Genomic DNA, 24,514 nt, shown 5'->3' with positions numbered 1-24,514 from the left:
GAAGATGGAGTCTATGGAGCGCATACACTGCTGACCAGATGCACCCATTTCGGATCAGGCTTGCCGTCCGCGTCCAGCAGATAGGGGCGCAACATGGTCCAGGACAGGTCGATATAAAGATTCGGGTACTGGCCGAGCATGCGCTCGACCGTCTCCAGGAGGAAGTCGAGCTTCTCCTGATGACGGTGAATCTCGGCGCTGGTGCCGGCATGCGCCCAGATGAAACGCACATGCGGGTGGTTGCGCAGCGGCGCCTCGATTTCCTCCAGGAACAGCGGTTCACGCTCGCGCTTGGAGGTGATGTTCGAATGCAGCATCACCGGCAGGTCATACTCGGCGGCCAGGTGGAACACCCGCGCCAACGCCTCGTTGTTGGCGCGCGGCGCACTGCCGTGGATCAGCGCGGTGAGGTCGTCGTGACGGGTGAAGACCTCGCCGATGCCCTGCCACAGGCCGGGGTGCAGCTCCAGCATACGGCGGATGTGCGCATCGGCGTTCTTGTCGTTGGGATTGAAGCCGGACAGAAAGGGATGGAAGCGCTTGCGCTGCTCGGCGGGCAGACGCTTGTAGGCGGCCGCGATGAACACGTCGGTAGCGCTGTACCAATAGGCATTGGCGTCATCACCGGCGTAATAACGCGGACGCTTGGGCTCGTCCTCGTCCCATTTCTTGGCCACCGGAATACCGGAGAACATCACATGATCGACGTTGTTTTCCGCCATTTTCTCCAGCAGTTCGTCCATGCCGGCACTTTCCTGGAAAAAGTCGACGTAGTGCAGGTGGGCGTCGCTGTAGCGGTATTCGCGGGCCTGGGCGCTGCAGACGATAGCGGCACTGAGCGCGAGTATCCATGGCATCGTTCGAGATGTGAGCAAGGCGAGTCCTCCTGACGGTACGAGCAGCATAGACCGCCGAGCGACCCGGCAAGTTCGGAGATCACCCCACGCCATTCGCATCAGCGCCCTCAAAAGAAGCAGGCAACCAGAGGTCGCACCAAGCCGGAACATTAATAGCTGGCTAACGGCCTGAAACGGCCATGGGTACGTCAGCCAATGATGGCACCTCGCTTGCAGTGTCCGAGTTAGACCAGACAGGGGAATCATCATGTTGCAGTTGCTGCGCAAGCCAACCCGCAAGGCCCAGGACGAGGCCACATTGGACGCTTTGTTCCAACAGCACGACCTCACGACTCGCCTCCCGGCGGACTACCAGTGGATGGTGCGTCTGAATGATTTCAGCGCCAGCCTCCAGCAACGTATCCGCGCCAGCCTCGGCGCCGCCGTCGGCATCGCCGCGCATGCGCCTCAACTGGCGCGCATCGCCGCTGCCAACCAACAAAGCGGACAGACGCTGGCACAGTCATCGGAGTTGATCGCCAGCGCCAGCGAGCAGGTCACCACCACACTGGACGCCGAGCTGGTGCCCGGCGCCGGCGAAGTCGCGCGCTTGTCCGCCGAGGTTTCCGCCACCCTCAACCAATGCCAGCAAAGCGGCCAGGCGGTACTACGGCAAGTCGAAGTGATCGATGCCAGCGAGGCGCAACTGGCTCAGGTGATCCAGCAACTGGCCGGACAGCTCGATGAAGTGAGCAAGGTCATCGGCGTGATCGCCAGCATCTCCCAACAGACCAATCTGCTCGCCCTGAACGCCGCCATCGAGGCCGCACGCGCGGGTGAACATGGTCGGGGCTTCGCCGTGGTCGCCGAGGAGGTGCGGCGTTTGGCTGGCCATACCACCGATGCCACCGGCCAGGTCAGCGGTATCATCGAACGTTTCCGCGAGGGCATGCAGCAGCTCGGCAGTGCCGGCCAGCACATGAACCAGGCGGTGGCCGACGGCCGCGCCGGCATTCTCGCCGTCAGCGGCGGACTTGACAGCACGCGCCAGGCCATGGATCGCCTGGACGCTCAGGTTGGCCAGATCGCCGCCGGCACCGAGCAGATCGGCCAGGCGGTGCGCTCGATCAACGGTGATGTGCAAAACATCGCCCAGGTCGCTGGCGAGCTGCTTGGCAAGGCTGGTCAGGTGCTGCATCACAGCAAGGCCGTGCGCGAAGACGGTGATCGCCTGCTCGCCGGGCTCGGCGACTTCCGCCTGGAAATTCACGCAGCCGTGCGCGCCAGCGTCGAACAACTGGCCAAACGCCCCGAGCTGGCCAGCGATGTGACAGCGGCCGAACGACTGCTTGCCGATACGCTGACGCGCGACAGCCGTTTCGAGCTGTTCTACCTGGTAGACAGCCGCGGCGTGCAGATTTCCGAGAACGTCTTCGCCGCCGATGTGGCGCACGGTGAGGATGCCAGCTGTCGCGGCCGCGACTGGAGCCAACGCCCCTGGTTCCGCGCCGTGGCCGAGCGCATGGAGAGTCATATCACCCAGGTCTACCGCTCCTCGGCCACAGACGACTTCTGCTTTACCGTTTCAGTCCCCATTGTCGATGAGCGCGGGCAACTGCTGCGTGTGCTGGGAGCGGACGTGAGGCTCTCGGCGCTGGTGTGATCGCCTGAGCCATACGCAGCGGCCCGCCCCACAGGCTGCTGCCGCGAACCCAGTCGAACAGGCCGTCGTCGGCGACACGAGTGGCACTGACCACTGCGCCGGGCACATCGGTCAGACCCAGCAGACGGGCAACTTCCCAAAGCAGTGCGTTGAGATCCAAAGGCTTCGAGGCGAAACCATTCATCCCCGAGTCCAACGCCGCCTGACGGTCCTGATCAAGTACGCTGGCGGTCAGAGCAATGATCGGAATCGGCTCTCGCGCCTCGGCGGCCTCCAGCTGGCGGATTCGTCGCGACGCCTCCAGGCCGTCAACACCCGGCATCTGCACATCCATCAGGATCAGATCGAAACGCTGCTGGGTGAACGCCTGTAGTGCGCCTTCACCATCGGCGACGCAGTGTACGCGATGGCCGAAATGCTCCAGGGTCAGTTGCAACAATTCGAGGTTCTGCGGCACGTCATCGGCCGCCAGAATATTCAGCCGCCCCAGTTCAGGCAGCACGGCGCGTTGCTGCGACGCCAAGCGCTTGCCGGCGCGCAGCGGCAATTCGATGCTGAAGCAACTGCCCTGCCCTTCTGTACTTTCGACCCGCAAGCGCCCCCCCATCAACTCGACCAATTGCCGAGAGATGGTGGTACCGAGTCCGGTACCACCGAAACGTCGACTCATCGACGCATCGGCCTGGGCAAACGGCTCGAAGATCTTCTCCAGGCGGTCGGCTGCGATACCAATGCCGGTGTCTTTCACCGCCAGGCGCATCGCGCCCGGCTCCCCCGTCACTTTCAGGCGAACCTCGCCGTGCAGGGTGAACTTGACCGCATTACCGAGCAGGTTGGTCAGCACTTGTTGCAATCGCAGTGGGTCCCCGCAGAAGAACTCGTTGGTCGTTGCCGGGTAATCCAGATGCAGTTGCAGGCCTTTGCTTTCGGCCGTCAGGCGCTGCGTTGCGAGCACCTGCTCGCACAGTTCGCGCAGGGAGAAATCCAGTTGCTCCAGCTCGATGGCGCCCCGGTCGAGCTTGGCCGTGTCGAGGATGTCATTGAGCAAGCCCAACAATGAACGCGACGAATGCTGCACGGTACTCAGATGGCGACGCTGTTCACTGGAAAGCGGCGTTTCCAGCAGCAGGTCGGTAAAACCGATGATGGCATTCATCGGCGTACGAATTTCATGACTCATGTTGGCCAGGAAGCTGCTGCGCGCGGCAGCGGCGGTCTCGGCGCGATCACGGGCAGCCCGCAGATCCTGTTCCATGACGCGGCGCGGGGTCAGGTCGGTTGCCAACTTGACGACCTTGAACGGCTTGCCGTCGGTGTCGAGGATCGGGTTGTAGCTGGCCTGAATCCAGACATCCCGTCCGCCCTTACCAAAGCGGTGGTATTCGCCTGCACGAAAATGACCTGCACGCAGATCCATCCAACCCTGGCGATAGGCATCGCTTGCTACCAGCTCAGGAGCGCAGAACATACCGTGATGGCGCCCTACCACTTCCTCCTTTTCATAACCAAACAACGCCAACGCATTGTCATTGACCTCTAGGATATTGCCGTCGAGGTCGAACTCGATCAGTGCCATCGCCTTGCTGATCGCGGTGACCTTGCCCTCGTACTCTGCATTGCGCCGTTTGGTTTCGGTCTGGTCGAGCAACACGCCGTCGATCCAGCGCGGCATGCCATTCTCGTCGCAAACCGGGCTACCACTTTCCCATATCCAGTGCTCGGTTCCGCTACGATCAAAGAGACGATATTCGACGGTATAGTTGCACCCTAGCTCAATGGCCTGAACGACCTCGTCAACGACCCGCTGGTAGTCGTCCGGGTGATACATATCGGCAATCGAACAGCGGCGACTGATGAAGTCGTCCGCGCTCCACCCCGTGAGGGTCTGCACCGCATCGCTGATAAATATCATGGTCCAGTCCCGGTCCAGCATGCAGCGAAACGACACACCAGGAATGTTGCTGATCAACGAGCGGTACTGCTGCTCGCTGTCACGCAGGGCTCTCTCCATGGCCTGTCTTTCGCTGATGTCGGCGACGAATACCACAAACAGCGGCCGGCTGCCTGAATGGGTAACGCCAACGCTGATGCGCACAGGTTTTTCTTCACCCTCTCGAGTCAGGCACACCAGCTCCTGCTCGCCCGCCGGCATCGTCAGGCGTCCGGTTCTGAGGTAGCTCTCCAGCAGTACCTCCACCTGTTCGACATGGCTGGCAGGCATCAGCGAGCGCATGTGCATGCCCACCAGCTCGTGCGGTAACCAGCCGAATAGGCGCGAAACCGCACGATTGGCCGAGCGCACAGTGCCGGTGTGATCAACGGTGACGATGGCATCCAGCGCGGTATCGAAGATCGAGCGCAGATGCTGTTCGCTGGCCTTGAGCTGGAGGCTCATGCGGCGGTAGCGCAGCAAGGTATTGACCACTACCACGAACACCGTAAGCGCCACGGTCAGCAGCGTGATGGCGAGAGCCATGTAGCCACTGTCGACCACTGCCATCGGCGCTTCGGATTCCGCCGTGCCGACAAAACGCGCAGCCGCCATGCCGGTGTAATGCATGCCACTGATGGCCAGGCCCATTACCAGGGCGCTGAGCAGCAGCGCCCAGGGCGTCGGCAAACGCCCTTCCAGACCGAAGCGCACCCACAACGCGAGAATCGCCAGCGCGACAGCCACGACGATGGACAGGGCAAACATCCAGGGGTCATAGCGCAACAGCGGCGCCATCTGCATCGCCGCCATACCGCTGTAATGCATGGCGCCGATACCGGCACCGACCAGTAGCCCTCCGACGCAAAGCTGCTGCAGGCTGAGCTCACGCCGGGAAAGCAGACTCAATGCCACCCAGGACGCCGCCAGGCTCGGCAACATCGGCAGCAGCGTGATGCCAAAATCGAAGCGCACTGCCGCGCACAGCTCGAAGGCGAGCATGCCGAGAAAGTGCATGGCCCATATGCCGACACCCAGTGCCAGCGAACCGGTGAAGATGGTGATATGCCTGGCCACTGGATGCGCACTTTCGCGCGCCTCGCCAGCCAGTTGCAAAGCCATGCCCGCAGCGAAGACGGCAATGGCCAGAGACAGCAGCACGAGCGGAGCATCGTAGCTGCTGAGCACAAGGACGCCTGGGTCTGCGCCCATGATGAAGAACAACTCGATAATCGACATACAACCCCGATGCGCCGGCAGAAAGCCAGCCAATTGCCAGCATCTGAAACGACAGGGCTGAGCTTGTCAATTAAAGCCGTTCAATCATTCCCATAGAAAAGCCCGCCGAAGCAGGAATGCTGTTCACATAAGAAATGGTCGGACGCGATGAGTCCCCTCGCCCCTTTGGGGAGAGGGTTAGGGCGGGCCGCGTTCGGAGAGGGGAAAACTGGCAGGTTTGCGGTGTTTTCAGCCCTCTCCCCCAGCCCCTCCCCCATAAATGGGAGAGGGGAGCCAAACGTGTGCAACCTTAAGTGAACAGCATTACGCCGAAGCGGGCTTGTTCCAGTACCTGGCAGATCAGGCGGACAGTTCCACCAGCAGCTTGTTCAGGCGCTGCACGTAGGCGGCGGGATCTTTCAGGCTGTCGCCGGCAGCCAGCGCGGCCTGGTCGAAGAGAATGTGCGACAGATCGGTGAAGCGATCTTCATCCGGCTCGGCATCCAGGCGCTCGATCAGCGGGTGCGCCGGGTTGAACTCAAAGATCGGCTTGGCATCTGGCACTTTCTGTCCGCTGGCCTCGAGAATCTGGCGCATCTGCAGCCCCAGATCCTGTTCGCCAATGGCAAGAATCGCCGGCGAATCGGTCAGGCGGTGGGAGACGCGCACTTCGGCCACCTGCTCTCCCAACGCGCCCTTGAGCCGCTCGATCAACCCTTCCTTGGCCTTGGCGACTTCTTCCTGGGCCTTCTTGTCTTCTTCCGAGTCCAGTTTGCCCAGATCCAGGTCGCCACGCGCCACGTCGACGAACTGCTTGCCATCGAACTCGGTCAGGTAGCTCATCAGCCACTCGTCGATGCGGTCGGTGAGCAGCAGTACTTCGATGCCTTTCTTGCGGAACACTTCCAGGTGCGGGCTGTTCTTGATCTGCGCGTAGGACTCGCCGGTGAGGTAGTAGATCTTGTCCTGACCTTCCTTGACCCGACCGAGGTAGTCGGCCAGCGACACCGACTGCTCGTCGCCCTCGCCGGCAGTGGAGGCGAAACGCAGCAGGCCGGCGATCTTCTCCTTGTTGGCGAAGTCTTCCGCCGGACCTTCCTTGAGCACTTGACCGAAGGCCTTCCAGAAGGTCTTGTAGTCGTCCGGCTTATCCTTGGCGAGTTTCTCCAGCATGTCCAGCACGCGCTTGGTCAGCGCCGACTTCATCGAGTCGATGACCGGACCGGACTGCAGGATTTCGCGGGAAACGTTCAGCGACAGATCGTTGGAATCGACCACGCCCTTGATAAAACGCAGGTACAGCGGCAGGAACTGATCGGCCTGGTCCATGATGAACACGCGCTGCACATAGAGCTTGAGGCCCTTGGGTGCTTCGCGGTGGTACAAGTCGAACGGAGCACGCCCCGGCACGTAGAGCAGCGAGGTGTACTCCAGCTTGCCTTCGACCTTGTTGTGGCTCCAGGTCAGCGGGTTCTCGAAGTCATGGCCAACGTGCTTGTAGAACTCCTGATATTCCTCGTCCTTGATCTCGGTACGCGGACGGGTCCACAGGGCGCTGGCGCGGTTGACGGTTTCCCACTCGACCTCGGCAGGCTTGTCCTTTTCTTCACCATAGTGCTCTTTCGGCAGCTCGATTGGGAGCGCGATATGGTCGGAGTACTTCTTGACGATATTGCGCAGACGCCAGCCATCGGCGAATTCTTCTTCGCCGCTCTTCAGGTGCAGGACAATGCGGGTGCCGCGTTCGGCTTTCTCGACGTTGGCAACCTCGAACTCGCCCTCGCCCTTGCTCGACCAGTGCACGCCCTCGGCAGCAGCCAGACCGGCACGACGGGTGAAGACCTCGACCTCATCAGCAACGATAAAGGCCGAATAGAAACCCACACCGAACTGGCCGATCAGGTGCGAATCCTTCTTCTGGTCACCGGAGAGATTTTTCAGGAAGTCGGCAGTGCCGGACTTGGCGATGGTGCCCAGGTGCGCGATGACTTCCTCGCGGCTCATACCGATGCCGTTGTCTTCGAGGGTGACGGTCTTGGCATCCTTGTCGAACGACAGGCGGATCTTCAGTTCGGCGCCACCTTCGAGCAGCTCCGGCTTGGCCAGCGCTTCGAAACGCAGCTTGTCAGCGGCGTCTGACGCGTTGGAGATCAACTCGCGCAGGAAGATTTCCTTGTTCGAGTACAGGGAATGGATCATCAGGTGAAGCAGTTGCTTCACCTCGGTCTGGAAGCCCAGGGTTTCTTTTTGAGTTTCCACACTCATGGTCTGCTAACTCCATCTGTAGGACAGGAACCGCTATGGGGTACCTCTAAAAACTACCTGCGTTGCCATCGCTGCGTTAAAAACAGGCTCAAAATGCTCATTTACAACTCGTAAACTCCGCTTTTTCGCCTGTTTTTGCCTTGCGCTGGCTGCCTCGCCTACGTTTTTAGAAGTCCCCATGCGGCGATGACCTACAGATGGGGCCTGCTGGATGAACTTCAAGGGCTTGGAGCAGGCGCATCATCGTCTCGGGCAGGTAAAAACCATCCGCAAGCCAAATATGGCGGGTTGCACCCGCCCTACGGCTCCAGCAGTTCCAGGCGACCGATTTCTTCCGGTTTGAAACTGAAGCTGGCCTGGCCACCGCCACTGCCCATTTGCTGAGAGAGGCGAATGCTGCCGTCGGCGTCGAGCCCGGCAAAACGTCCCTCCACCGTGCCGCCACTGGCGCGGCTCAGGCGCATGCTGAGGTTGCGGTACTGTTCCGGGTTGCGCTGCAAATGCGCCAGGCTGAAACGCTGACGACGGTCGACCGGACGACTCAGGCGCTCCTCGACGGCAGTCGCTTCAATTTGTTGTGCCGGTTGCTTGGCCGCAACGGAGGGCAATGCCGGGAAGCGATCGCCCTCCACCATCCAGCCTTGCTCAGAGCGCTTGTGCAAACGAATTGGCAAGCGCTCGTTACGCCCGTCGATCTGCGCGTCAACCTGCAATTCCAGGGTATCGCCCTCGAAGGTGAACACCGGCAGTTTCAACTCGCGCACGTCGCGCGTAGCGAAACGTCGTTGCAGATAGTCCTGCAGGAGATGGGCGATGGTGTCATTGGAGTCGTACCGGGTATCGACCTTGCCATCCACATAGCGCAGGCGATCACGGTACAGCTCGACCCGACCACTCAGGCTGGTCTTGAAGCGTGGCGGCATGACCAGATGGAAATCACCGACCAGCCGATTCGGTTCCTGCGGTTGCAGGTCCAGATGCAGGGTGTAGCCACGACTCAGGCGACGCGCCTCGGGCAGATCCTGCTCCGGCAACAGCCAGCTCAGCTCGACCTCTGGCAGGTTACCGCTGTCCTGGGGCAGCACGTCGATACGTACAGAACCCTCGACTGGCTGCGGCAGGCGGATACTCAGTTCGCGCAGGGCGAAGAAATCCAGGCCTTCGCGCAGCACCAACACGCCATCGATCAGCTCACCCTGCTGCGGGTGAAATGGCTGGCCGTTGAGCTCACCGTCCAGCTCGATGGCAAGCTCGGCCGGCGCCTGCACTTCGGGCTTTAGCCAGTCCAGACGGACGATCGCCGCCAGACGTTCGGCATCCTTGCTCGCCAGCAAGGTCAAGCCCACCACCAGCGGGATGACGCCAAGCCCGATGAGCGTGACCGCGCTACGCGCTCGTCGCCAGTGGCGCACGATGTAGATCAGGGTGATCGGTGGGATCAGACTGCCCCAGCCCCACAACAGGCTGGTGGCGAACGCCCGCATGACCAGCCATACCAGACCGGCCAGCATCATTACCAGGCCACCAATTATCAGCAACGCATCCATCTACAGGGTCCTTGTTATGATTTCGCTGCGCTGCCGATCCGCTCCAATTGCCGGGCAAGTCTCAACGACTCAGGGCTCATCGACCTTGAAGTGGGTACGGGCGGTGGCAATCGGTTCGGTCTGCCTGGTCTGCCAGGCGGTGATCGCCACGTTGGCCACCCGACGCCCCTGCCGCCAGACCTGGCACTGCGCATAGGTGTCACGATAATGGCCGGCCCGCAGGTAATCTATCGAGAAGTCGATGATTTTGGGCAAATGTGGAATGCCCATGAACATCAATAGATGGAGCATGGCTGCATGCTCCATAAATCCGGCGATTACGCCGCCATGCAGCGCCGGTAATACCGGGTTACCGATGCAGTCGTGGTTGGCTGGCAGACGAAAGACCATGTCGTCGCCCAGACGCAGGCATTCGATGCCCAGTAGCTTGGCGTAGGGGATCAGACTGATCAGCGGGTCATAATCGTTCTGCTGGTGCGCACGCGCTACCAGTTGCTCCAGACTCAACTCGCTCATGCGCCACCGCCTTGCCGGATATTGCGTTTCAGCTCAGCGCCGCCCTGCACGGCCTTGCCCATGCGCATGAAGGCTCCGACCACGTGGGCAATTGGCTGCTCGGGGTCGTCCTGATAGGCATAGCCGCGAGTGAAGATAATGTTGGGCGTGACCCGATAACACTCGGCGAAACCAAAGACGTCCTTGCCGGGCAAGGCCGGGTGCATGTAATCGATGCGCAAATCCAGGGTCGGGCATATTTCGAACTCCGGCAGCACGCAGACCGTGGAGATACCGCAGGTGGTGTCCATCAGCGTGGTAATGGCGCCACCGTGGATCACACCGGTGTCCGGGTTGCCGACAATATGCGGTGCGTAAGGCAAGCGCAGCGTCAGTCCTTTGCTATCGGCCGACTCAACACTCATGCCCAGCACCTGACAATGACGTAGCAAGGCCAGAAACCGCTGCGCCCGCTCCTCGATCGACTGCTCACTCATCACACTGCTGCTCTGCCGCAAAAAAGGCTGCGCATGATAGCGCCTTGCTCCCGGACTGACACCCGTCCGGGCCAGCCTTCAAGGCCAAGGGAACTTATTGGCAGCGCCGACATTCAAAGTGACTGTGTGCTCTGGGGTAAGCCCAGCCACTTATAACTCTCACACATGGAGTGATGACCGTGAACAAACCTCTGACTTATGCCCTGCTGCTTGCCACTGCCCTGGGTCTCGCCGCCTGCGAGAAAACCCCGGAAGACAAGATGGAGTCGGCCAAGGAGTCAGTCTCCGAAGCGATGGAGAACCTGGGCGATGCCGCCAAAGACACCGGCGATGCCATCGAACAGAAGACCAACGAAGCCTTGGGTAATGAACCTACCACTGGCGAGAAAATTGAGGATGCGGCCAGCGATGCGGCCGATGCCATCGAGGATGCCGGCGACGAAGCCAAAGACGCTGTGGACGGCCAGTAACCTCCGCTGAGAATCAGGAAGGCCCGCAATGCGGGCCTTCTTTCATTTCAGCGCAGGGCTGATCATCAGCAGCAGGCTACAGGCCAGGCCCACCACCCATACCAGACTGCGCTGCCAGTGCAGATCCCACCAATAGAACAGCAGATACAGCACCCGACTGACGACGAAGGTGACGGCGAGAATGTCGATCAGAAAGCCGTATGTCTGCGTGGTGTGCGACACCTGCCGCGAACAGTGGGAAGGCCTCGATACTATTCAAATGCGCCGCCAGGGCACGCGCGCCGAAACCCGTCAGACGCGCCTGCTGGGCACGCGGGTGATGGTTGTCATAACGACCACCGCCCTCCTCGGCCATGGCCCTGGCCACCGGGCCTTGGCGATGAAGATCAACAAGGCGCTGATGAATACACACCAGAACGGCAGGCTCACTCACTCTTCTCCTTGGCCACCTCGACGGCCGGCGTTGGGGTATACACCATCACTTCCAGCACATCCGAATGGAACTCGCGGCGATACAGCACCACGACCACACCGGCAGTCACCAGCATGAAGAACCAGGGATTGATGAACCACGCCAGGGTTGCCATACCGAAATAGTAGGCGCGCAAACCGAAGTTGAACTGGTTGGCTGCCATCGAGATCACCCGAGCTGTGCGCTCGGCGAAAGCCTTGCGCTCCTGCTCGGTGACATGCCGTTCACCCACCATCGGCGCCGACCCCACCAGCACCGCGGCGAAGTTGTACTGGCGCATGCACCAGCTGAAGGTGAAGAAGGCATAGACGAAGATGATGCACAGGCACAGCAACTTGATCTCGGACAGGCCACGACTGGCCTGTTGCACGAAAGGAATGTCGGCCAGCAACGACAGGGCGCGGTCGGAGGCACCCAGCACGGTGAGGATGCCGGCCAGGATAATCAGCGTGCTGGAGGCGAAGAACGAGGCGTTGCGCTCGAGGTTACCAATCACGTTGGCGTCGGCAATGCGATTGTCACGCATCAGCATGCGGCGCATCCAGTCTTCACGGTACAGGTGCAGGACGCTGGCCAGACAGGGTGTGGTTCGCGCCTTCGAGAAGGCATAGCGGGTGTAGCCGCCCCAGCACAGAACGAACCACAGTGCGGCCAGAAAATGAGGCAGGTACGGATAGCTGTTGAGCATGCCAACTCCTTGTAAGACTGCTGCAGATTATAGCCAGGCTGTCTGTTTTCTTGTTCGACAAAAAGGCCGCCTCGTGGGCAGCCTTGTTTTGTTTCGAGGGTCTATTACGCAGTGGTAGCGCTCTGACGCAGGCCCAGAAGGCGGTCGAGCGCCACCACCAGAACCAGCGTCACCGCCACCGGCAGCAGCCAGCCCAGGCTCTGACCGGCCAGAGGCAGTTGCCCGAACCAGGCGGGGACCTTGTCGGCCCATGGGGTCGCGGCAACACCGTCGGCAACACCGAAGACCAGCGTAACGGCCATCACCGGCACGAAAACCAGCGCCTGGGAAACCCACAGGCGATCGGCCAGGCTCAATGCAACCAGCACGATAGCCAGCGGATACAGCCCCACCAGAACCGGAATCGAGAAACTGATCAGTTGGGTCAGGCCCTGATTGGCCACCACCAGGCTGAACAGGCCGAAAACGATTACTACCGTACGATAGGAAACCGGCAGCAGCTTGCTGAAGAACTCGCCACAGGCAGTCAACAGGCCAACAGCGGTGGTCAGACAGGCCAGGGTGATGACCACCGCCAGCAGCAGGCTACCAGGGGTGCCGAAGGTATGTTGCACGTAGGCGGTCAACACCTGCACGCCATTTTGAGCATCACCGGCGATGCCCTGGCTGGTAGCACCGAGATAGAACAGCGCCAGATACACCAGCGACAGACCGATGGCCGCGATAACGCCGGCAATTATCGAATAACGGGTCACCAGGCCTGCATCACTGACACCACGGTCACGAATGGCGCTGGCGATCACGATGCCAAACACCAGCGCGCCCAGTGTATCCATGGTCAGGTAGCCCTGCAGGAAGCCCTGCACCAGCGGCGCTTCGCGGTAGCTCTCGGCTACCACGCCAATCTCGCCTGCCGGCGCGAACAGCGCAGCACCGCCCAGCACCAGCAGCGCTGCCAGCAGTACCGGCGTGATGAATTTACCGATACGGTCGACCAGTTGGCCGGGATTGAGCGAGAGGAACAGCACGGCTGCGAAATACACCAGGGTATAGATCAGCAGCGGCGCCCCTTCGTTACCGGTGAATGGCGCAATGCCCATCTCGAAGGACACCACGGCGGTACGCGGCGTGGCGAACAGCGGACCGATGGCCAGATAAACCGCTACCGCGAGGATTGCACCCGCCACCTTACCCAGGGGAGCGGTGAGTCGATCCATACCGCCGCCCACTCGGGCCAGGGCCACCACAGTCAAAAGCGGCAAGCCGACGCCGGTCAGCAGGAAACCGAGTGCTGCGGGAAACAGATTTCCCCCGGCGGCAAGACCAGCACTGGGCGGGAAGATGATATTGCCTGCGCCGAGAAACAACGCAAAGGTCATGAAACCGAGGGCCAGGAGGTCCGAGCCTTTCAAACGAGTCATAAAGGGAAATACCACAAGCAGGAAATCGAAGAGTTGCAGGGGTTTCCTTGAGGGATCGGGGGAAACGTCGCCCGAGCGTTTGGCTCGAACCACTGCAGGCATCGCCAGGCACTTGTGGCGCCACGGACACGATAAGGCGCACATACTAACGAAAAGTGCCCGCCAGCAGCACAGTTGGCGGACGAGCTGTCGAACTGGCGTAACTGACTGTCGCATCGGCAAAAGTTATGGGAAATCTGACCACCACACTTTCGCCCCTTACCTGGATCGCTCCTTATGGGACTCGGCAACTCGCTCACAGCGCAAGAGACCGAAAAACGACAAAGGCCGCGAAAGCGGCCTTTGTCGTTGAGCGCGGGGCTTACTCGGCCAGGCGCCAGGTGGTACCGCCCTTGCCGTCTTCCAGCACCACGCCCATGGCGGTGAGCTGATCGCGGATGCGGTCGCTTTCCGCCCAGTTCTTTTCCGCACGCGCTTGCAGGCGTGCAGCGATCAGTGCGTCGACCTCTGCTGCATCGACCTTGCCGGCAGCACCGGCCTGGAGGAAGGCCTCTGGCTCCAGTTGCAGCACGCCAAGCACGCTGGCCAGTTGCTTGAGCTGGGCAGCCAAGCCGGCAGCAGCCTGCACGTCGGACTCACGCAGGCGGTTGACCTCACGGATCATCTCGAACAACACGGCGCAGGCTTCCGGCGAGTTGAAATCGTCGTCCATCGCCGCGCCGAAGCGCTCGACGAACGCCTCGCCACCGGCAGGCGCGGCTTCCGGCAAGCCTTTGAGGCCATTGTAGAAACGCTCCAGGGCGCCCTTGGCTTCCTTGAGGCTCTCTTCCGAGTAGTTGATCGGGCTGCGGTAGTGACTGGACACCAGCAGGTAGCGCACCACCTCCGGGTGGTACTTCTCCAGCACCTCGCGAATGGTGAAGAAGTTGCCCAGGCTCTTGGACATCTTCTCGCCATCCACGCGCACGGCGCCGGCGTGCATCCAGGCATTGGCGTACTGCTTGCCGGTGGCCGCCTCGCTCTGCGCGATCTCGTTCTCGTGGTGGGGGAACACCAGATCCGGGCCGCCGCCATGAATGTCGAAGGTCTCGCCCAGGCAGCAGGTGGACATCACCGAGCACTCGATGTGCCAGCCCGGGCGCCCTGCGCCCCAAGGCGACTGCCAGCTCGGTTCGCCCGGTTTGACGCCCTTCCACAGGACGAAGTCCAGCGGGTCTTCCTTGGCCTCGTCGACCTCGATGCGCGCACCGATCTTCAGGTCTTCGATCTTCTTGCGCGACAGCTTGCCATAGCCAACGAACTTGCCGACGCGGTAATACACGTCGCCATTGCCCGGCGCGTAGGCATAGCCCTTGTCGATCAGGGTCTGGATCATCTGGTGCATGCCGGCGATATGGCCGGTGGCACGCGGCTCGATGTCAGGGCGCAGCACGGAAAGGCGCGCCTCGTCCTCGTGCATCGCCGCGATCATGCGCTCGACCAACGCCTCGAACGGCTCGCCGTTCTCGTTGGCCCGGCGAATGATCTTGTCGTCGATGTCGGTGATGTTACGCACATAGGTCACGTCATAGCCGCGCTGGCGCAGCCAGCGGGTGACGACGTCGAAGGCAACCATCACCCGGGCGTGACCGATATGGCAGAAGTCATAGACGGTCATGCCGCACACGTACATGCGCACGCTATTACCTTCCAGCGGCTTGAACGGTTCCTTGGCCTTGCTCAGCGTGTTGTAGATCGACAGTGCCATTACTGACCCCACGAATCGCGCAGCGTGACGGTACGGTTGAACACCAGCGCGTCAGCGGTCGAATCCTTGTCCAGGCAGAAGTAGCCTTCACGCTCGAACTGGAAGCGGTCGTCAGCGCTGGCCTGGGCCAGGGACGGCTCGGCGCGGCAGCCGGTGAGCACCACCAGCGACTCGGGATTGATGTTGTCGAGGAAGCTGCCGCCCTCTTCGCTCTTCTCCGGATTGGCCGAGCGGAACAGGCGGTCGTACAGACGTACTTCGCATTCGACGCTCTCGGCCGCTGGCACCCAGTGGATCACGCCCTTGACCTTGCGACCTTCCGGGTTCTTGCCCAGGGTGTTCTCGTCATAGCTGCAACGCAGTTCGACGATATTGCCGGCGGCGTCCTTGATGGCTTCGTCGGCGCGGATCACGTAGCTGCCACGCAGGCGCACTTCGCCGCCAGGGATCAGGCGCTTGAAGCCGTCCGGCGGAGTTTCCTCGAAATCGCTGGCGTCGATGTAAATCTCGCGGGAGAACGGCAGCACGCGTACACCCATGTCCTGCTTGGGATGACGCGGCAGTTCGAGGTTCTCGACCTTCCCTTCCGGGTAGTTGGTGATCACCACTTTCAACGGCTTGAGCACGCACATGGCGCGCGCGGCGTTGGCATCCAGGTCGTCACGGATGGCGAACTCGAGCATGCCGATATCCACCAGACCACCAGCGCGGTTGACGCCGATCATGTCGCAGAAGGCGCGGATTGAGGCTGGCGTGTAGCCACGACGACGGTAGCCGGACAGGGTCGACATGCGCGGGTCATCCCAACCCTTGACGTGGCCTTCATCGACCAACTGCTTGAGCTTGCGCTTGCTGGTAATGGTGTAGTTCAGGTTCAGGCGGGCGAATTCGTACTGACGCGGATGCGCCGGCACCGGCAGGTTGGCCAGGAACCATTCGTACAGCGGGCGGTGATCTTCGAACTCCAGGGTGCAGATGGAGTGGGTGATGCCCTCGATGGCGTCCGACTGACCGTGGGTAAAGTCGTAGCTCGGGTAAATGCACCACTTGTCACCGGTCTGATGGTGATGGGCATGGCGAATGCGATAGAGGATCGGGTCGCGCAGGTTGATGTTCGGCGAGGCCATATCAATCTTGGCGCGCAGCGAACGGGCACCATCGGGGAACTCACCGGCCTTCATGCGGGCGAACAGATCGAGGTTTTCCTCGACGGAGCGCTCGCGGAACGGGCTGTTCTTGCCCGGCTCGGTCAGACTGCCGCGGTATTCACGCATCTCTTCGGCATTGAGGTCGCAGACGAAGGCCTTGCCGGCCTTGATCAGCTCGATGGCCCAGGCGTGCAACTGGTCGAAATAGTTGGAGGCGTAGCGCTCCTCGCCCGCCCACTTGAAGCCCAGCCACTTGACATCGGCCTTGATCGCGTCGATGTATTCCTGGTCTTCCTTGGCCGGGTTGGTGTCGTCGAAACGCAGGTTGCACTGGCCGCCGAACTCTTCGGCCAGGCCGAAGTTCAGGCAGATGCTCTTGGCATGGCCGATGTGCAGGTAGCCGTTGGGCTCCGGCGGAAAGCGGGTCACGATCTTGGCGTGCTTGCCGCTGTCCAGATCAGCCTGGACGATGGGGCGCAGGAAGTTGGCAGCTTTTTCGACGGTAGGCTTGCTCATGGTGTCCTTAACAATACTGGCGCGGCACAGGGTAGGCCGCTTCGGGCAAAGTCCGTATCATAACCAACCTGTCAAGCCCCTGACAGGGTGCACACCACCCTGACAACCGCTGTTTACCTCAGGGCCACAGACTCGAACCTGCCTCATCACGGATACGACCATGATCAAACTGCACACCAACTTCGGCGTCATCACCCTGAACCTGTTCGCCGACAAGGCCCCGGAAACCGTGGCCAACTTCGAGCAATACGTGAAGGAAGGCCATTACGACGGCACCATTTTCCACCGCGTGATCGGCAATTTCATGATCCAGGGCGGCGGTTTCGAGCCGGGCATGAAGCAGAAGCCGACCCGCGCACCGATCAAGAACGAAGCCAACAACGGCGTCGCCAACAAGGTCGGCACCATCGCCATGGCCCGCACCATGGAGCCGCATTCGGCCAGCGCGCAGTTCTTCATCAACGTCGCCGACAACGCCTTCCTCAACCACAGCGCGCCGACCGTTCAGGGCTGGGGCTACGCCGTGTTCGGTGAAGTGGTCGAAGGCATGGACGTGGTCGAGAAGATCAAGGGCGTCGCCACCACCATGAAATCCGGCCACCAGGACGTACCGGTGGACGACGTGATCATCGAGAAGGCTGAAGTCGTAGCCGAGTAAGTCGATGATCCTGCTGATCTCCGATCTGCACCTCGAAGAGAAACGCCCGGATATCACCCGGGCGTTTCTGCTTTTTCTCGCCACGCGCGCGCGCCAGGCCGAGGCGCTGTACATCCTCGGTGACTTCTTCGAAGTCTGGATCGGCGACGACGGCATGACGCCCTTCCAGCACGAGATCGCTGGCGCCCTGCGCGAACTGAGCGAAGCCGGCACGCGCATCTACCTGATGCACGGCAATCGCGACTTTCTCATCGGCAAGCGTTTCTGCCGCGAGGCGGGCTGCATTTTGCTGAGCGATCCGCACAAGGTACAGATGAATGGCGAACCCGTGCTGCTGATGCACGGCGACAGCCTGTGCACCCTTGATGTCGGCTACATGAAGCTGCGCCGCTGGCTGCGCAACCCGCTGTCGCTGCTGATCCTGCGCAACCTGCCACTGAGCACGCGACAGAAGCTGGCGCGCAAGCTACGCAACGAAAGCCGCGCACAGACGCGGATGAAAGCCAGCGAGATTGTCGACGTCACCCCGCAAGAAGTGGCCAAGGTGATGGCCGCACATGGCGTACGCACGCTGATCCATGGCCACACCCACAGGCCGGCGGTGCATAATCTGGAAGTCAACGGCCAACCGGCACGGCGCATCGTGCTGGGGGACTGGGATCACCAGGGCTGGGCATTGCAGGTCGACGAAACGGGCTTCAACCAGGCGCCGTTCGAACTGACGCCAGCCTGAGCGCAGCCCCATATACGGATGAAATCCGGGGCGATCTTTCGATAAATCCCCGGATTTATCCGAGCTACGACACTGTAGGGCTTTGCTCCCCTCTCCCGCTTGCGGGAGAGGGGCTGGGGGAGAGGGCGGCGGCGTAGGCTGAAGCACCCTCTCCCGCCCTTCGGGCACCCTCGGCTTTGGCGTCCTGCGTCGCCCTACCTCCGGCATCCCTGCAGTCGTCTCCCCGCAAACGGCATTGGCTGAAACACCCTCTCCCGCCCTTCGGGCACCCTCTCCCATAAATGGGAGAGGGTCATCAGATGGCCGCTTCGCGGCTGCTTTCTAAGGGCACGCCACTATGGAAACGGAATTGCTCATCCGGCGTGGTGATCAGCTCCTGCTCCACCGCGCGCACCACCTCGATACGCGCATCGACATCGGCCGCGTCGCCATACAGGTAAGCGAGCTTGAGATAGCCCCGATAGTGGCGCCCTTCGCTCTCCAGCAACCCGGCGTAGAACTTGGCCAGTTCGGCATCCAGACGCGGTACCAGCGCGGCGAAGCGTTCGCAGGAGCGCGCCTCGATGAAGGCACCCACCACCAGCACATCGACCAGCCGCTCCACTTCGCCACCGCGCAGCAACGCGCGCAGGCCAGCCGCGTAACGCGAGGCGGAAACATGACGAACCTCGATGCCACGCCCGCGGATGATCTTGCTCACCTGCTCGAAGTGCACCAGCTCCTCACGAGCCAAACGCGACATTCTCGCGGTCAATTCGATCTTGGTCAGATAGCGCCCCATCAGGCTCAGGGCCGTCTGTGCCGCCTTGTATTCCAGATTGCGGTGGTCAAGCAGGAGGATTTCCTGCTGGCGCAAGGCCTCGTCCAGCCAGGCATCAGGCGTGGCGACGCCACCAAGAAACCCGAGAATTTCCTGCAGAATCGACACAGGTTCCTCGCCATTACTCGGAACATGCTTGGTAATTGACATCATATTTGAAGCGCTCTCGGTGCTGGCGAGGTTGAAAATGGCGGGCCATTATACGAGTGGCAGGCCGGACGACCAGCACGCCGTTGATGCAGGTCAACAAGCCGCTGGCAACAACGCACCTATAGTTGAACAAGCACTATTCATTCTCAGGGAGACGACCATGCAAGCGATCCGTAGCATTCTGGTGGTGATGGATCCCCAACACCCAGAAGCCCTCGCACTGAAACGGGCCAAACTGATAGCCGGGGTAACCCAATCACACCTGCACCTGCTAGTCTGCGACAAGAAAGGCGACCACAGCGCCTGGCTCAATGACCTCAGCAGCGAACTGGGCAAGGAAGGCTTCAGCGTTTCGTCGCAGCAGTCCTGGCATGACAACCCGCATCAGACCGTAATCGCTGCACAGCAAGCCGAGGGCTGTGGCCTGGTCATCAAGCAGCATGTCCCCGACAACCCGCTGAAAAAAGCCATTCTCACCCCGGAAGACTGGAAGTTGCTGCGCTACTGCCCGGCGCCGGTGCTGATGGTCAAGACCGAACGCCCCTGGACCGGCGGCAACATCCTCGCCGCAGTGGACGTCGGCAACGCCGATGGCGAGCACCGCACCCTGCATGCCGGCATCGTCAGCCACGGCTACGATATCGCCGGCCTGGCCAAAGGTACGTTGCACGTGGTCACTGCGCATCCGACGCCAATGCTGTCGGCCGCCGACCCGACCTTCCAGCTCAAGGAAACCATCGAGGCGCGCTACCGTGAGCAGTGCCGCAGCTTCCAGGCCGAGTACGACATCAGCGACGAGCGCCTGCATGTACTCGAAGGCCCGGCCGACGTGGTGATTCCGCAGGTTGCCCAGCAACTCGATGCCGCGGTCACGGTGATCGGCACCGTCGCGCGCACCGGGCTTTCCGGCGCACTGATCGGCAACACAGCCGAAATCATACTCGACGCCCTGGAATGTGACGTACTGGTGCTCAAGCCGGACGAAATCATCGCCCACCTCGAAGAGCTCGTTGCCCAACGCTGACGACAAGGACGCATGTTCATCTGTAGGAGCCAGCTTGCTGGCGATCTGTGGTGCTAAAGATCGCCAGCAAGCTGGCTCCTACAAACGCTAAACCCGCAGCTCCAGCCCTTCGCGCAGAAACTTCGGCGCGATATAGCGCTCGTAGTGCGCTTCGGAGAGCAGGAAGAATTCCCTGTCGATGGCATCGCGCAACTCAGGCAGCGCCCAGTAGCGAAACTCGGGCAGCAACACCATGCCGTAGGCTTCCAGCTGATTGATCACCCGCGCGCCCCGCGCGATCAGCTGATAGGCCCAGCAATAAGGCGACTGCTGCGGCACGAAGCGAATCTGCCGCTGCTCCAGTTGCCCGCGCAGACGCTGCCCGTCGAACACTTCCACCTTGGCGGTCATCACCTGCACCAGCAACACTTCCAGCCGCGTCCACACCGCACGCTTCTCGTCATCGTTGTAGCTGTTCCAGTTGATCACCTCATGGTGGAAGCGCTTGCAACCGCGGCACACGACATCGCCGTAAACGGTCGAACACAGCCCCACACAAGGCGTCTTGATGCGCTGATTGGACATGGCAAAACAGAATAGACAGCAGAATGGCCTGGCATCTTAGCCCTTTGTCTAATTCAGATCACCCCTGCCTACAGGCCACCGAAAACTACCTGCGTTGGCACTACTGTGTTAAAAACGGCCTCAAAATGCTCATTTAGAACAGCTAAACTGCGCTTTTTCGGCCATTTTTGCCTTGTATTGCCTGCCTCGCCCACATTTTCAGCAGCCTGCCGACACGGGGACATCGGCTTAACTTTATCTGCGCTTTCCATTAGAATCGGCCCGCCTTTTACGGCGCCAATGTCCGTTGGAAGCTGTTTTCAAAGCGTCACGAGCACAGTCGATCCTGCAGGTACGATGGCGACGCAGCCACTTGGAGTCCCCCCGAGCGTCTGCGTCAGCCCTCATCAGAAACCGTCCTGCCGGCGTAAAACTTTGAAAGCAGCTTCTACAAGAGACTCATGAAACCTCGGCTGATCGGCTCATAAAGTCGAAAAGCGCCTGGTCATGAGTATCTGGATCGCGTCCCGGACAACCCTTTGGGACCACTGATGAGGGTAATAACTGTGCTTGAAGCCTATCGCAAACACGTAGCAGAGCGTGCCGCTCAGGGTATCGTGCCCCAGCCGCTGAACGCCGAACAAACCGCAGGCCTGGTCGAGCTGCTGAAAAACCCGCCGGCTGGCGAAGAAGAATTCCTCGTAGACCTGATCACCAACCGCGTACCGCCAGGTGTGGACGAAGCGGCCTACGTCAAGGCCGGTTTCCTCTCTGCCGTCGCCAAGGGCGAAGCCACCTCTCCGCTGATCAGCAAGCAACGCGCTGTCGAGCTGCTGGGTACCATGCAGGGCGGCTACAACATCGCCACCATGGTCGAGCTGCTGGACGATGCCGCCCTGGGCACCGTTGCCGCCGAACAACTCAAGCACACCCTGCTGATGTTCGACGCCTTCCACGACGTCGCCGAAAAAGCCAAGGCTGGCAATGCCAACGCCAAGGCCGTGCTGCAATCCTGGGCCGATGGCGAGTGGTTCACCAACAAGCCGGCCATCGCCGAGAAATACAGCCTGGCCGTGTTCAAGGTCCCTGGCGAAACCAACACCGACGACCTGTCCCCTGCCCCGGACGCCTGGTCGCGCCCTGACATCCCGCTGCACGCCCTGGCCATGCTGAAAATGGCTCGCGACGGCATCGTGCCGGAGCAGCAAGGCGCCATCGGCCCGCTGAAGCAGATCGAAGAGATCAAGGCCAAGGGTTTCCCGGTCGCCTACGTCGGTGACGTGGTCGGTACCGGTTCGTCCCGTAAGTCCGCCACCAACTCGGTGCTGTGGTTCTTCGGTGACGACATTCCGTACGTTCCGAACAAGCGCGCTGGCGGCTTCTGCTTCGGCACCAAGATCGCCCCGATCTTCTACAACACCATGGAAGATGCCGGCGCCCTGCCGATCGAGTTCGACGTATCGAACATCAACATGGGCGACGTGATCGACGTCTACCCGTACGCCGGCAAAGTCTGCAAGCACGGCACCGACGACGTCATCACCACCTTCGAACTGAAGACCCCGGTGCTGCTCGACGAAGTCCGCGCTGGCGGCCGTATCCCGCTGATCGTCGGCCGTGGCCTGACCGAGAAGGCGCGTGCCGAACTGGGCCTGGGCGCTTCCGACCTGTTCAAGAAGCCGGACCAGCCTGCTGCCAGCACCAAGGGTTTCACCCTGGCGCAAAAAATGGTCGGCAAGGCCTGCGGCGTCGAAGGCGTCCGTCCGGGCACCTACTGCGAACCGAAGATGACCACCGTCGGCTCCCAGGACACCACTGGCCCGATGACCCGCGACGAGCTGAAAGACCTGGCTTGCCTGGGCTTCTCGGCTGACCTGGTGATGCAGTCCTTCTGCCACACCGCGGCCTATCCGAAGCCGATCGACGTCACCACCCACCACACCCTGCCGGATTTCATCCGCACCCGTGGCGGCGTATCCCTGCGTCCTGGCGACGGCATCATCCACAGCTGGCTGAACCGCATGCTGCTGCCGGACACCGTCGGCACCGGTGGCGACTCGCACACCCGCTTCCCGATCGGCATCAGCTTCCCGGCCGGTTCCGGCCTGGTCGCCTTCGCTGCCGCCACCGGCGTCATGCCGCTGGACATGCCGGAATCCGTTCTGGTGCGCTTCAAGGGCAAGATGCAACCGGGTATCACCCTGCGTGACCTGGTCCATGCCATCCCCTACTACGCCATCCAGAAGGGCCTGCTGACCGTCGAGAAGAAAGGCAAGAAGAACATCTTCTCCGGCCGCATCCTCGAGATCGAAGGCCTGGACAACCTGACCGTCGAGCAGGCGTTCGAGCTATCCGACGCCTCCGCCGAGCGTTCGGCTGCCGGCTGCACCATCAAGCTGCCGGAAGAAGCTATCGCCGAGTACCTGAAATCCAACATCACCCTGCTGCGCTGGATGATCAGCGAAGGCTATGGTGATGCTCGTACCCTGGAGCGTCGTGCCCAGGCGATGGAAGCCTGGCTGGCCAACCCGGTACTGCTGGAAGCCGACAAGGACGCCGAGTACGCCGAAGTCATCGAGATCGATCTGTCCGAAGTCAAGGAGCCGATCCTCTGCGCCCCGAACGACCCGGACGACGCCCGCCTGCTGTCCACCGTGGCCGGCGACAAGATCGACGAAGTGTTCATCGGTTCGTGCATGACCAACATCGGTCACTTCCGTGCTGCCGGCAAGCTGCTTGACAAGGTCAAGGGCGGTATCCCGACGCGCCTGTGGCTGTCGCCGCCGACCAAGATGGATGCCCACCAGCTGACCGAGGAAGGCTACTACGGTATCTACGGCAAGGCCGGTGCACGCATGGAGATGCCGGGCTGCTCACTGTGCATGGGTAACCAAGCGCGCGTCGCTGCCAACTCCACCGTGGTATCGACCTCCACCCGTAACTTCCCCAACCGTCTGGGCGATGGCGCCAACGTGTATCTGGCCTCTGCCGAACTGGCTGCGGTCGCCTCGATTCTCGGCAAACTGCCGACCGTCGAGGAGTACATGGCCTACGCCAAGGATATCGACAGCATGGCTGGCGACATCTACCGCTACCTGAGCTTCGACCAGATCGCCGACTTCCGCGAAGCGGCGGCCAACGCCAAGATCCCGGTCGTTCAGGCCTGATCCAAGCGTTACAAAGGAGCCCCGCCTAGTGCGGGGCTTTTTTATGGGTTCTTTGCACAGTTTGGGGAAAGTGCGAATTGACTCCGGACTGGCAAATTTGTGTTTTCTGTACGCAGCGCTATTTATCTTCGGGCAACGATCATTGGCGTGGGATCTTTCGTCTTGGTTTCGCCCCTCACTACCGAGCCTGGCAGGGCAAGTTGGACGTGGTGATGCGTCAGGAGCACCGCGTCGGCGAGAAGCTGTTCGTCGACTATGCTGGCCAGACGGTGCCGGTGATCGACCGTCACAGCGGCGAGATCCGCCAGGCGCAGGTGTTCGTCGCGGTGCTTGGCGCGTCCAGCTACACCTTCGCCGAAGCCACCTGGTCGCAGCAGCTGCCGGACTGGCTGGGCTCGCATACCCGTTGCTTCGCCTTCCTCGGCGGGGTGCCGGAGATCGTGGTGCCGGACAACCTGCGCAGCGCGGTGAGCAAGGCCCATCGTTACGAGCCGGACATCAACCCG

The 24,514-nt window shown here is 61.3% G+C and carries 18 protein-coding genes and 2 pseudogenes; 7 read left to right on the top strand and 13 right to left on the bottom strand.

Going from position 1 to position 24,514, the window contains the following annotated elements; translation table 11 throughout:
* Positions 1-11: 11 nt before the first annotated feature.
* Positions 12-857: an amidohydrolase family protein gene (locus tag N5J71_RS19840; RefSeq protein ID WP_424960904.1), complete on the bottom strand. Its 846-nt coding sequence runs from the start codon at positions 855-857 to the stop codon at positions 12-14.
* A 247-nt stretch (positions 858-1,104) separates the two neighbouring features.
* Here N5J71_RS19840 and N5J71_RS19835 point away from each other — a divergent pair, with 247 nt between their 5' ends.
* On the top strand, positions 1,105-2,499 hold the full coding sequence (locus N5J71_RS19835) for a methyl-accepting chemotaxis protein (RefSeq protein ID WP_092375107.1): 1,395 nt from the start codon (positions 1,105-1,107) through the stop codon (positions 2,497-2,499).
* Here the strand turns inward: N5J71_RS19835 and N5J71_RS19830 are convergent.
* From N5J71_RS19830 to N5J71_RS19810, 5 genes are all read right to left on the bottom strand, one after another.
* Entirely contained in the window at positions 2,414-5,668 is a 3,255-nt protein-coding gene (locus tag N5J71_RS19830; RefSeq protein WP_279917469.1) for a PAS domain S-box protein, read from the bottom strand. The two genes, N5J71_RS19835 and N5J71_RS19830, sit on opposite strands and share 86 nt — an antisense overlap.
* A 339-nt stretch (positions 5,669-6,007) precedes the next feature.
* Positions 6,008-7,912 carry a molecular chaperone HtpG gene (gene htpG, locus N5J71_RS19825; protein WP_279917467.1) on the bottom strand — a complete coding sequence of 635 codons (1,905 nt, stop codon included), beginning with the start codon at positions 7,910-7,912 and terminating at the stop codon, positions 6,008-6,010.
* 299 nt (positions 7,913-8,211) lie between these two features.
* On the bottom strand, positions 8,212-9,459 hold the full coding sequence (locus N5J71_RS19820; RefSeq protein ID WP_104729896.1) for an MFS transporter: 1,248 nt from the start codon (positions 9,457-9,459) through the stop codon (positions 8,212-8,214).
* 69 nt (positions 9,460-9,528) lie between these two features.
* On the bottom strand, positions 9,529-9,975 hold the full coding sequence (locus N5J71_RS19815) for a PaaI family thioesterase (protein ID WP_074857285.1): 447 nt from the start codon (positions 9,973-9,975) through the stop codon (positions 9,529-9,531).
* On the bottom strand, positions 9,972-10,451 hold the full coding sequence (locus N5J71_RS19810) for a PaaI family thioesterase (RefSeq protein WP_278621136.1): 480 nt from the start codon (positions 10,449-10,451) through the stop codon (positions 9,972-9,974). The genes N5J71_RS19815 and N5J71_RS19810 overlap by 4 nt, the downstream gene beginning before the upstream one ends.
* A 173-nt stretch (positions 10,452-10,624) precedes the next feature.
* On the opposite strand from N5J71_RS19810, the gene N5J71_RS19805 reads away from it, so the two are divergent.
* Complete coding sequence (locus N5J71_RS19805; protein WP_003460576.1) at positions 10,625-10,921, top strand: hypothetical protein; 297 nt, start codon at positions 10,625-10,627, stop codon at positions 10,919-10,921.
* Between the two features lie 42 nt (positions 10,922-10,963).
* Here N5J71_RS19805 and N5J71_RS19800 read toward each other — a convergent pair.
* The 5 genes and pseudogenes from N5J71_RS19800 to N5J71_RS19780 all read right to left on the bottom strand — a co-directional run bounded on the left by N5J71_RS19800 (position 10,964) and on the right by N5J71_RS19780 (position 16,913).
* Positions 10,964-11,350: pseudogene (locus tag N5J71_RS19800) on the bottom strand (MAPEG family protein).
* Complete coding sequence (locus tag N5J71_RS19795) at positions 11,347-12,081, bottom strand: DUF599 domain-containing protein (protein ID WP_003460581.1); 735 nt, start codon at positions 12,079-12,081, stop codon at positions 11,347-11,349. The pseudogene N5J71_RS19800 and the gene N5J71_RS19795 overlap by 4 nt, the downstream one beginning before the upstream one ends.
* 104 nt (positions 12,082-12,185) lie before the next feature.
* Positions 12,186-13,502, bottom strand: coding sequence for a branched-chain amino acid transport system II carrier protein (gene brnQ, locus N5J71_RS19790; RefSeq protein ID WP_039964637.1), 1,317 nt, complete (start codon positions 13,500-13,502; stop codon positions 12,186-12,188).
* 361 nt (positions 13,503-13,863) lie between these two features.
* On the bottom strand, positions 13,864-15,249 hold the full coding sequence (cysS, locus tag N5J71_RS19785) for a cysteine--tRNA ligase (protein WP_074857290.1): 1,386 nt from the start codon (positions 15,247-15,249) through the stop codon (positions 13,864-13,866).
* Positions 15,249-16,913 (bottom strand): glutamine--tRNA ligase/YqeY domain fusion protein, encoded by a 1,665-nt coding sequence (locus N5J71_RS19780; protein WP_279533432.1) that lies wholly within the window; start codon positions 16,911-16,913, stop codon positions 15,249-15,251. The genes cysS and N5J71_RS19780 overlap by 1 nt, the downstream gene beginning before the upstream one ends.
* Positions 16,914-17,073: 160 nt before the next feature.
* On the opposite strand from N5J71_RS19780, the gene N5J71_RS19775 reads away from it, so the two are divergent.
* Entirely contained in the window at positions 17,074-17,571 is a 498-nt protein-coding gene (locus N5J71_RS19775) for a peptidylprolyl isomerase (RefSeq protein ID WP_084340402.1), read from the top strand.
* 4 nt (positions 17,572-17,575) lie between these two features.
* A complete protein-coding gene (lpxH, locus tag N5J71_RS19770; protein ID WP_074857298.1) occupies positions 17,576-18,304 on the top strand; it encodes a UDP-2,3-diacylglucosamine diphosphatase in 729 nt (242 codons plus the stop codon).
* A 295-nt stretch (positions 18,305-18,599) separates the two neighbouring features.
* Here the strand turns inward: lpxH and N5J71_RS19765 are convergent, their stop codons facing one another.
* Entirely contained in the window at positions 18,600-19,277 is a 678-nt protein-coding gene (locus N5J71_RS19765; protein WP_279917466.1) for a MiaE family protein, read from the bottom strand.
* Between the two features lie 157 nt (positions 19,278-19,434).
* On the opposite strand from N5J71_RS19765, the gene N5J71_RS19760 reads away from it, so the two are divergent.
* On the top strand, positions 19,435-20,298 hold the full coding sequence (locus N5J71_RS19760) for a universal stress protein UspL (protein ID WP_279917465.1): 864 nt from the start codon (positions 19,435-19,437) through the stop codon (positions 20,296-20,298).
* An 87-nt stretch (positions 20,299-20,385) separates the two neighbouring features.
* On the opposite strand, the gene N5J71_RS19755 is transcribed toward N5J71_RS19760, so the two are convergent.
* On the bottom strand, positions 20,386-20,862 hold the full coding sequence (locus tag N5J71_RS19755) for a DUF1289 domain-containing protein (protein ID WP_075747264.1): 477 nt from the start codon (positions 20,860-20,862) through the stop codon (positions 20,386-20,388).
* A gap of 545 nt (positions 20,863-21,407) precedes the next feature.
* Between N5J71_RS19755 and acnB the strand changes: the two genes are divergently transcribed.
* Together acnB and N5J71_RS19745 are read left to right on the top strand one after the other, a co-directional pair.
* Positions 21,408-24,008: a bifunctional aconitate hydratase 2/2-methylisocitrate dehydratase gene (gene acnB, locus N5J71_RS19750; RefSeq protein WP_279917471.1), complete on the top strand. Its 2,601-nt coding sequence runs from the start codon at positions 21,408-21,410 to the stop codon at positions 24,006-24,008.
* Positions 24,009-24,175: 167 nt separating this feature from the next.
* Positions 24,176-24,514 (top strand): annotated as a pseudogene (locus tag N5J71_RS19745) (DDE-type integrase/transposase/recombinase); the annotation flags it as partial.

It is taken from the genome of Ectopseudomonas oleovorans (genome assembly GCF_029845265.1).
In the GTDB taxonomy this organism is placed as follows: domain Bacteria; phylum Pseudomonadota; class Gammaproteobacteria; order Pseudomonadales; family Pseudomonadaceae; genus Aquipseudomonas; species Aquipseudomonas oleovorans.
Note: the sequence above shows the minus strand (reverse complement) of the source record. Positions and strands in the feature narration are given on the sequence as shown.

Bases quoted from the DNA above. Each gene is read 5' to 3' on its own strand.
- N5J71_RS19840 (WP_424960904.1), bottom strand. From the start codon at position 857: ATGCCATGGATACTCGCGCTCAGTGCCGCTATCGTCTGCAGCGCCCAG.
- N5J71_RS19835 (WP_092375107.1), top strand. From the start codon at position 1,105: ATGTTGCAGTTGCTGCGCAAGCCAACCCGCAAGGCCCAGGACGAGGCC.
- N5J71_RS19830 (WP_279917469.1), bottom strand. From the start codon at position 5,668: ATGTCGATTATCGAGTTGTTCTTCATCATGGGCGCAGACCCAGGCGTC.
- htpG (WP_279917467.1), bottom strand. From the start codon at position 7,912: ATGAGTGTGGAAACTCAAAAAGAAACCCTGGGCTTCCAGACCGAGGTG.
- N5J71_RS19820 (WP_104729896.1), bottom strand. From the start codon at position 9,459: ATGGATGCGTTGCTGATAATTGGTGGCCTGGTAATGATGCTGGCCGGT.
- N5J71_RS19815 (WP_074857285.1), bottom strand. From the start codon at position 9,975: ATGAGCGAGTTGAGTCTGGAGCAACTGGTAGCGCGTGCGCACCAGCAG.
- N5J71_RS19810 (WP_278621136.1), bottom strand. From the start codon at position 10,451: ATGAGTGAGCAGTCGATCGAGGAGCGGGCGCAGCGGTTTCTGGCCTTG.
- N5J71_RS19805 (WP_003460576.1), top strand. From the start codon at position 10,625: ATGACCGTGAACAAACCTCTGACTTATGCCCTGCTGCTTGCCACTGCC.
- N5J71_RS19795 (WP_003460581.1), bottom strand. From the start codon at position 12,081: ATGCTCAACAGCTATCCGTACCTGCCTCATTTTCTGGCCGCACTGTGG.
- brnQ (WP_039964637.1), bottom strand. From the start codon at position 13,502: ATGACTCGTTTGAAAGGCTCGGACCTCCTGGCCCTCGGTTTCATGACC.
- cysS (WP_074857290.1), bottom strand. From the start codon at position 15,249: ATGGCACTGTCGATCTACAACACGCTGAGCAAGGCCAAGGAACCGTTC.
- N5J71_RS19780 (WP_279533432.1), bottom strand. From the start codon at position 16,913: ATGAGCAAGCCTACCGTCGAAAAAGCTGCCAACTTCCTGCGCCCCATC.
- N5J71_RS19775 (WP_084340402.1), top strand. From the start codon at position 17,074: ATGATCAAACTGCACACCAACTTCGGCGTCATCACCCTGAACCTGTTC.
- lpxH (WP_074857298.1), top strand. From the start codon at position 17,576: ATGATCCTGCTGATCTCCGATCTGCACCTCGAAGAGAAACGCCCGGAT.
- N5J71_RS19765 (WP_279917466.1), bottom strand. From the start codon at position 19,277: ATGATGTCAATTACCAAGCATGTTCCGAGTAATGGCGAGGAACCTGTG.
- N5J71_RS19760 (WP_279917465.1), top strand. From the start codon at position 19,435: ATGCAAGCGATCCGTAGCATTCTGGTGGTGATGGATCCCCAACACCCA.
- N5J71_RS19755 (WP_075747264.1), bottom strand. From the start codon at position 20,862: ATGTCCAATCAGCGCATCAAGACGCCTTGTGTGGGGCTGTGTTCGACC.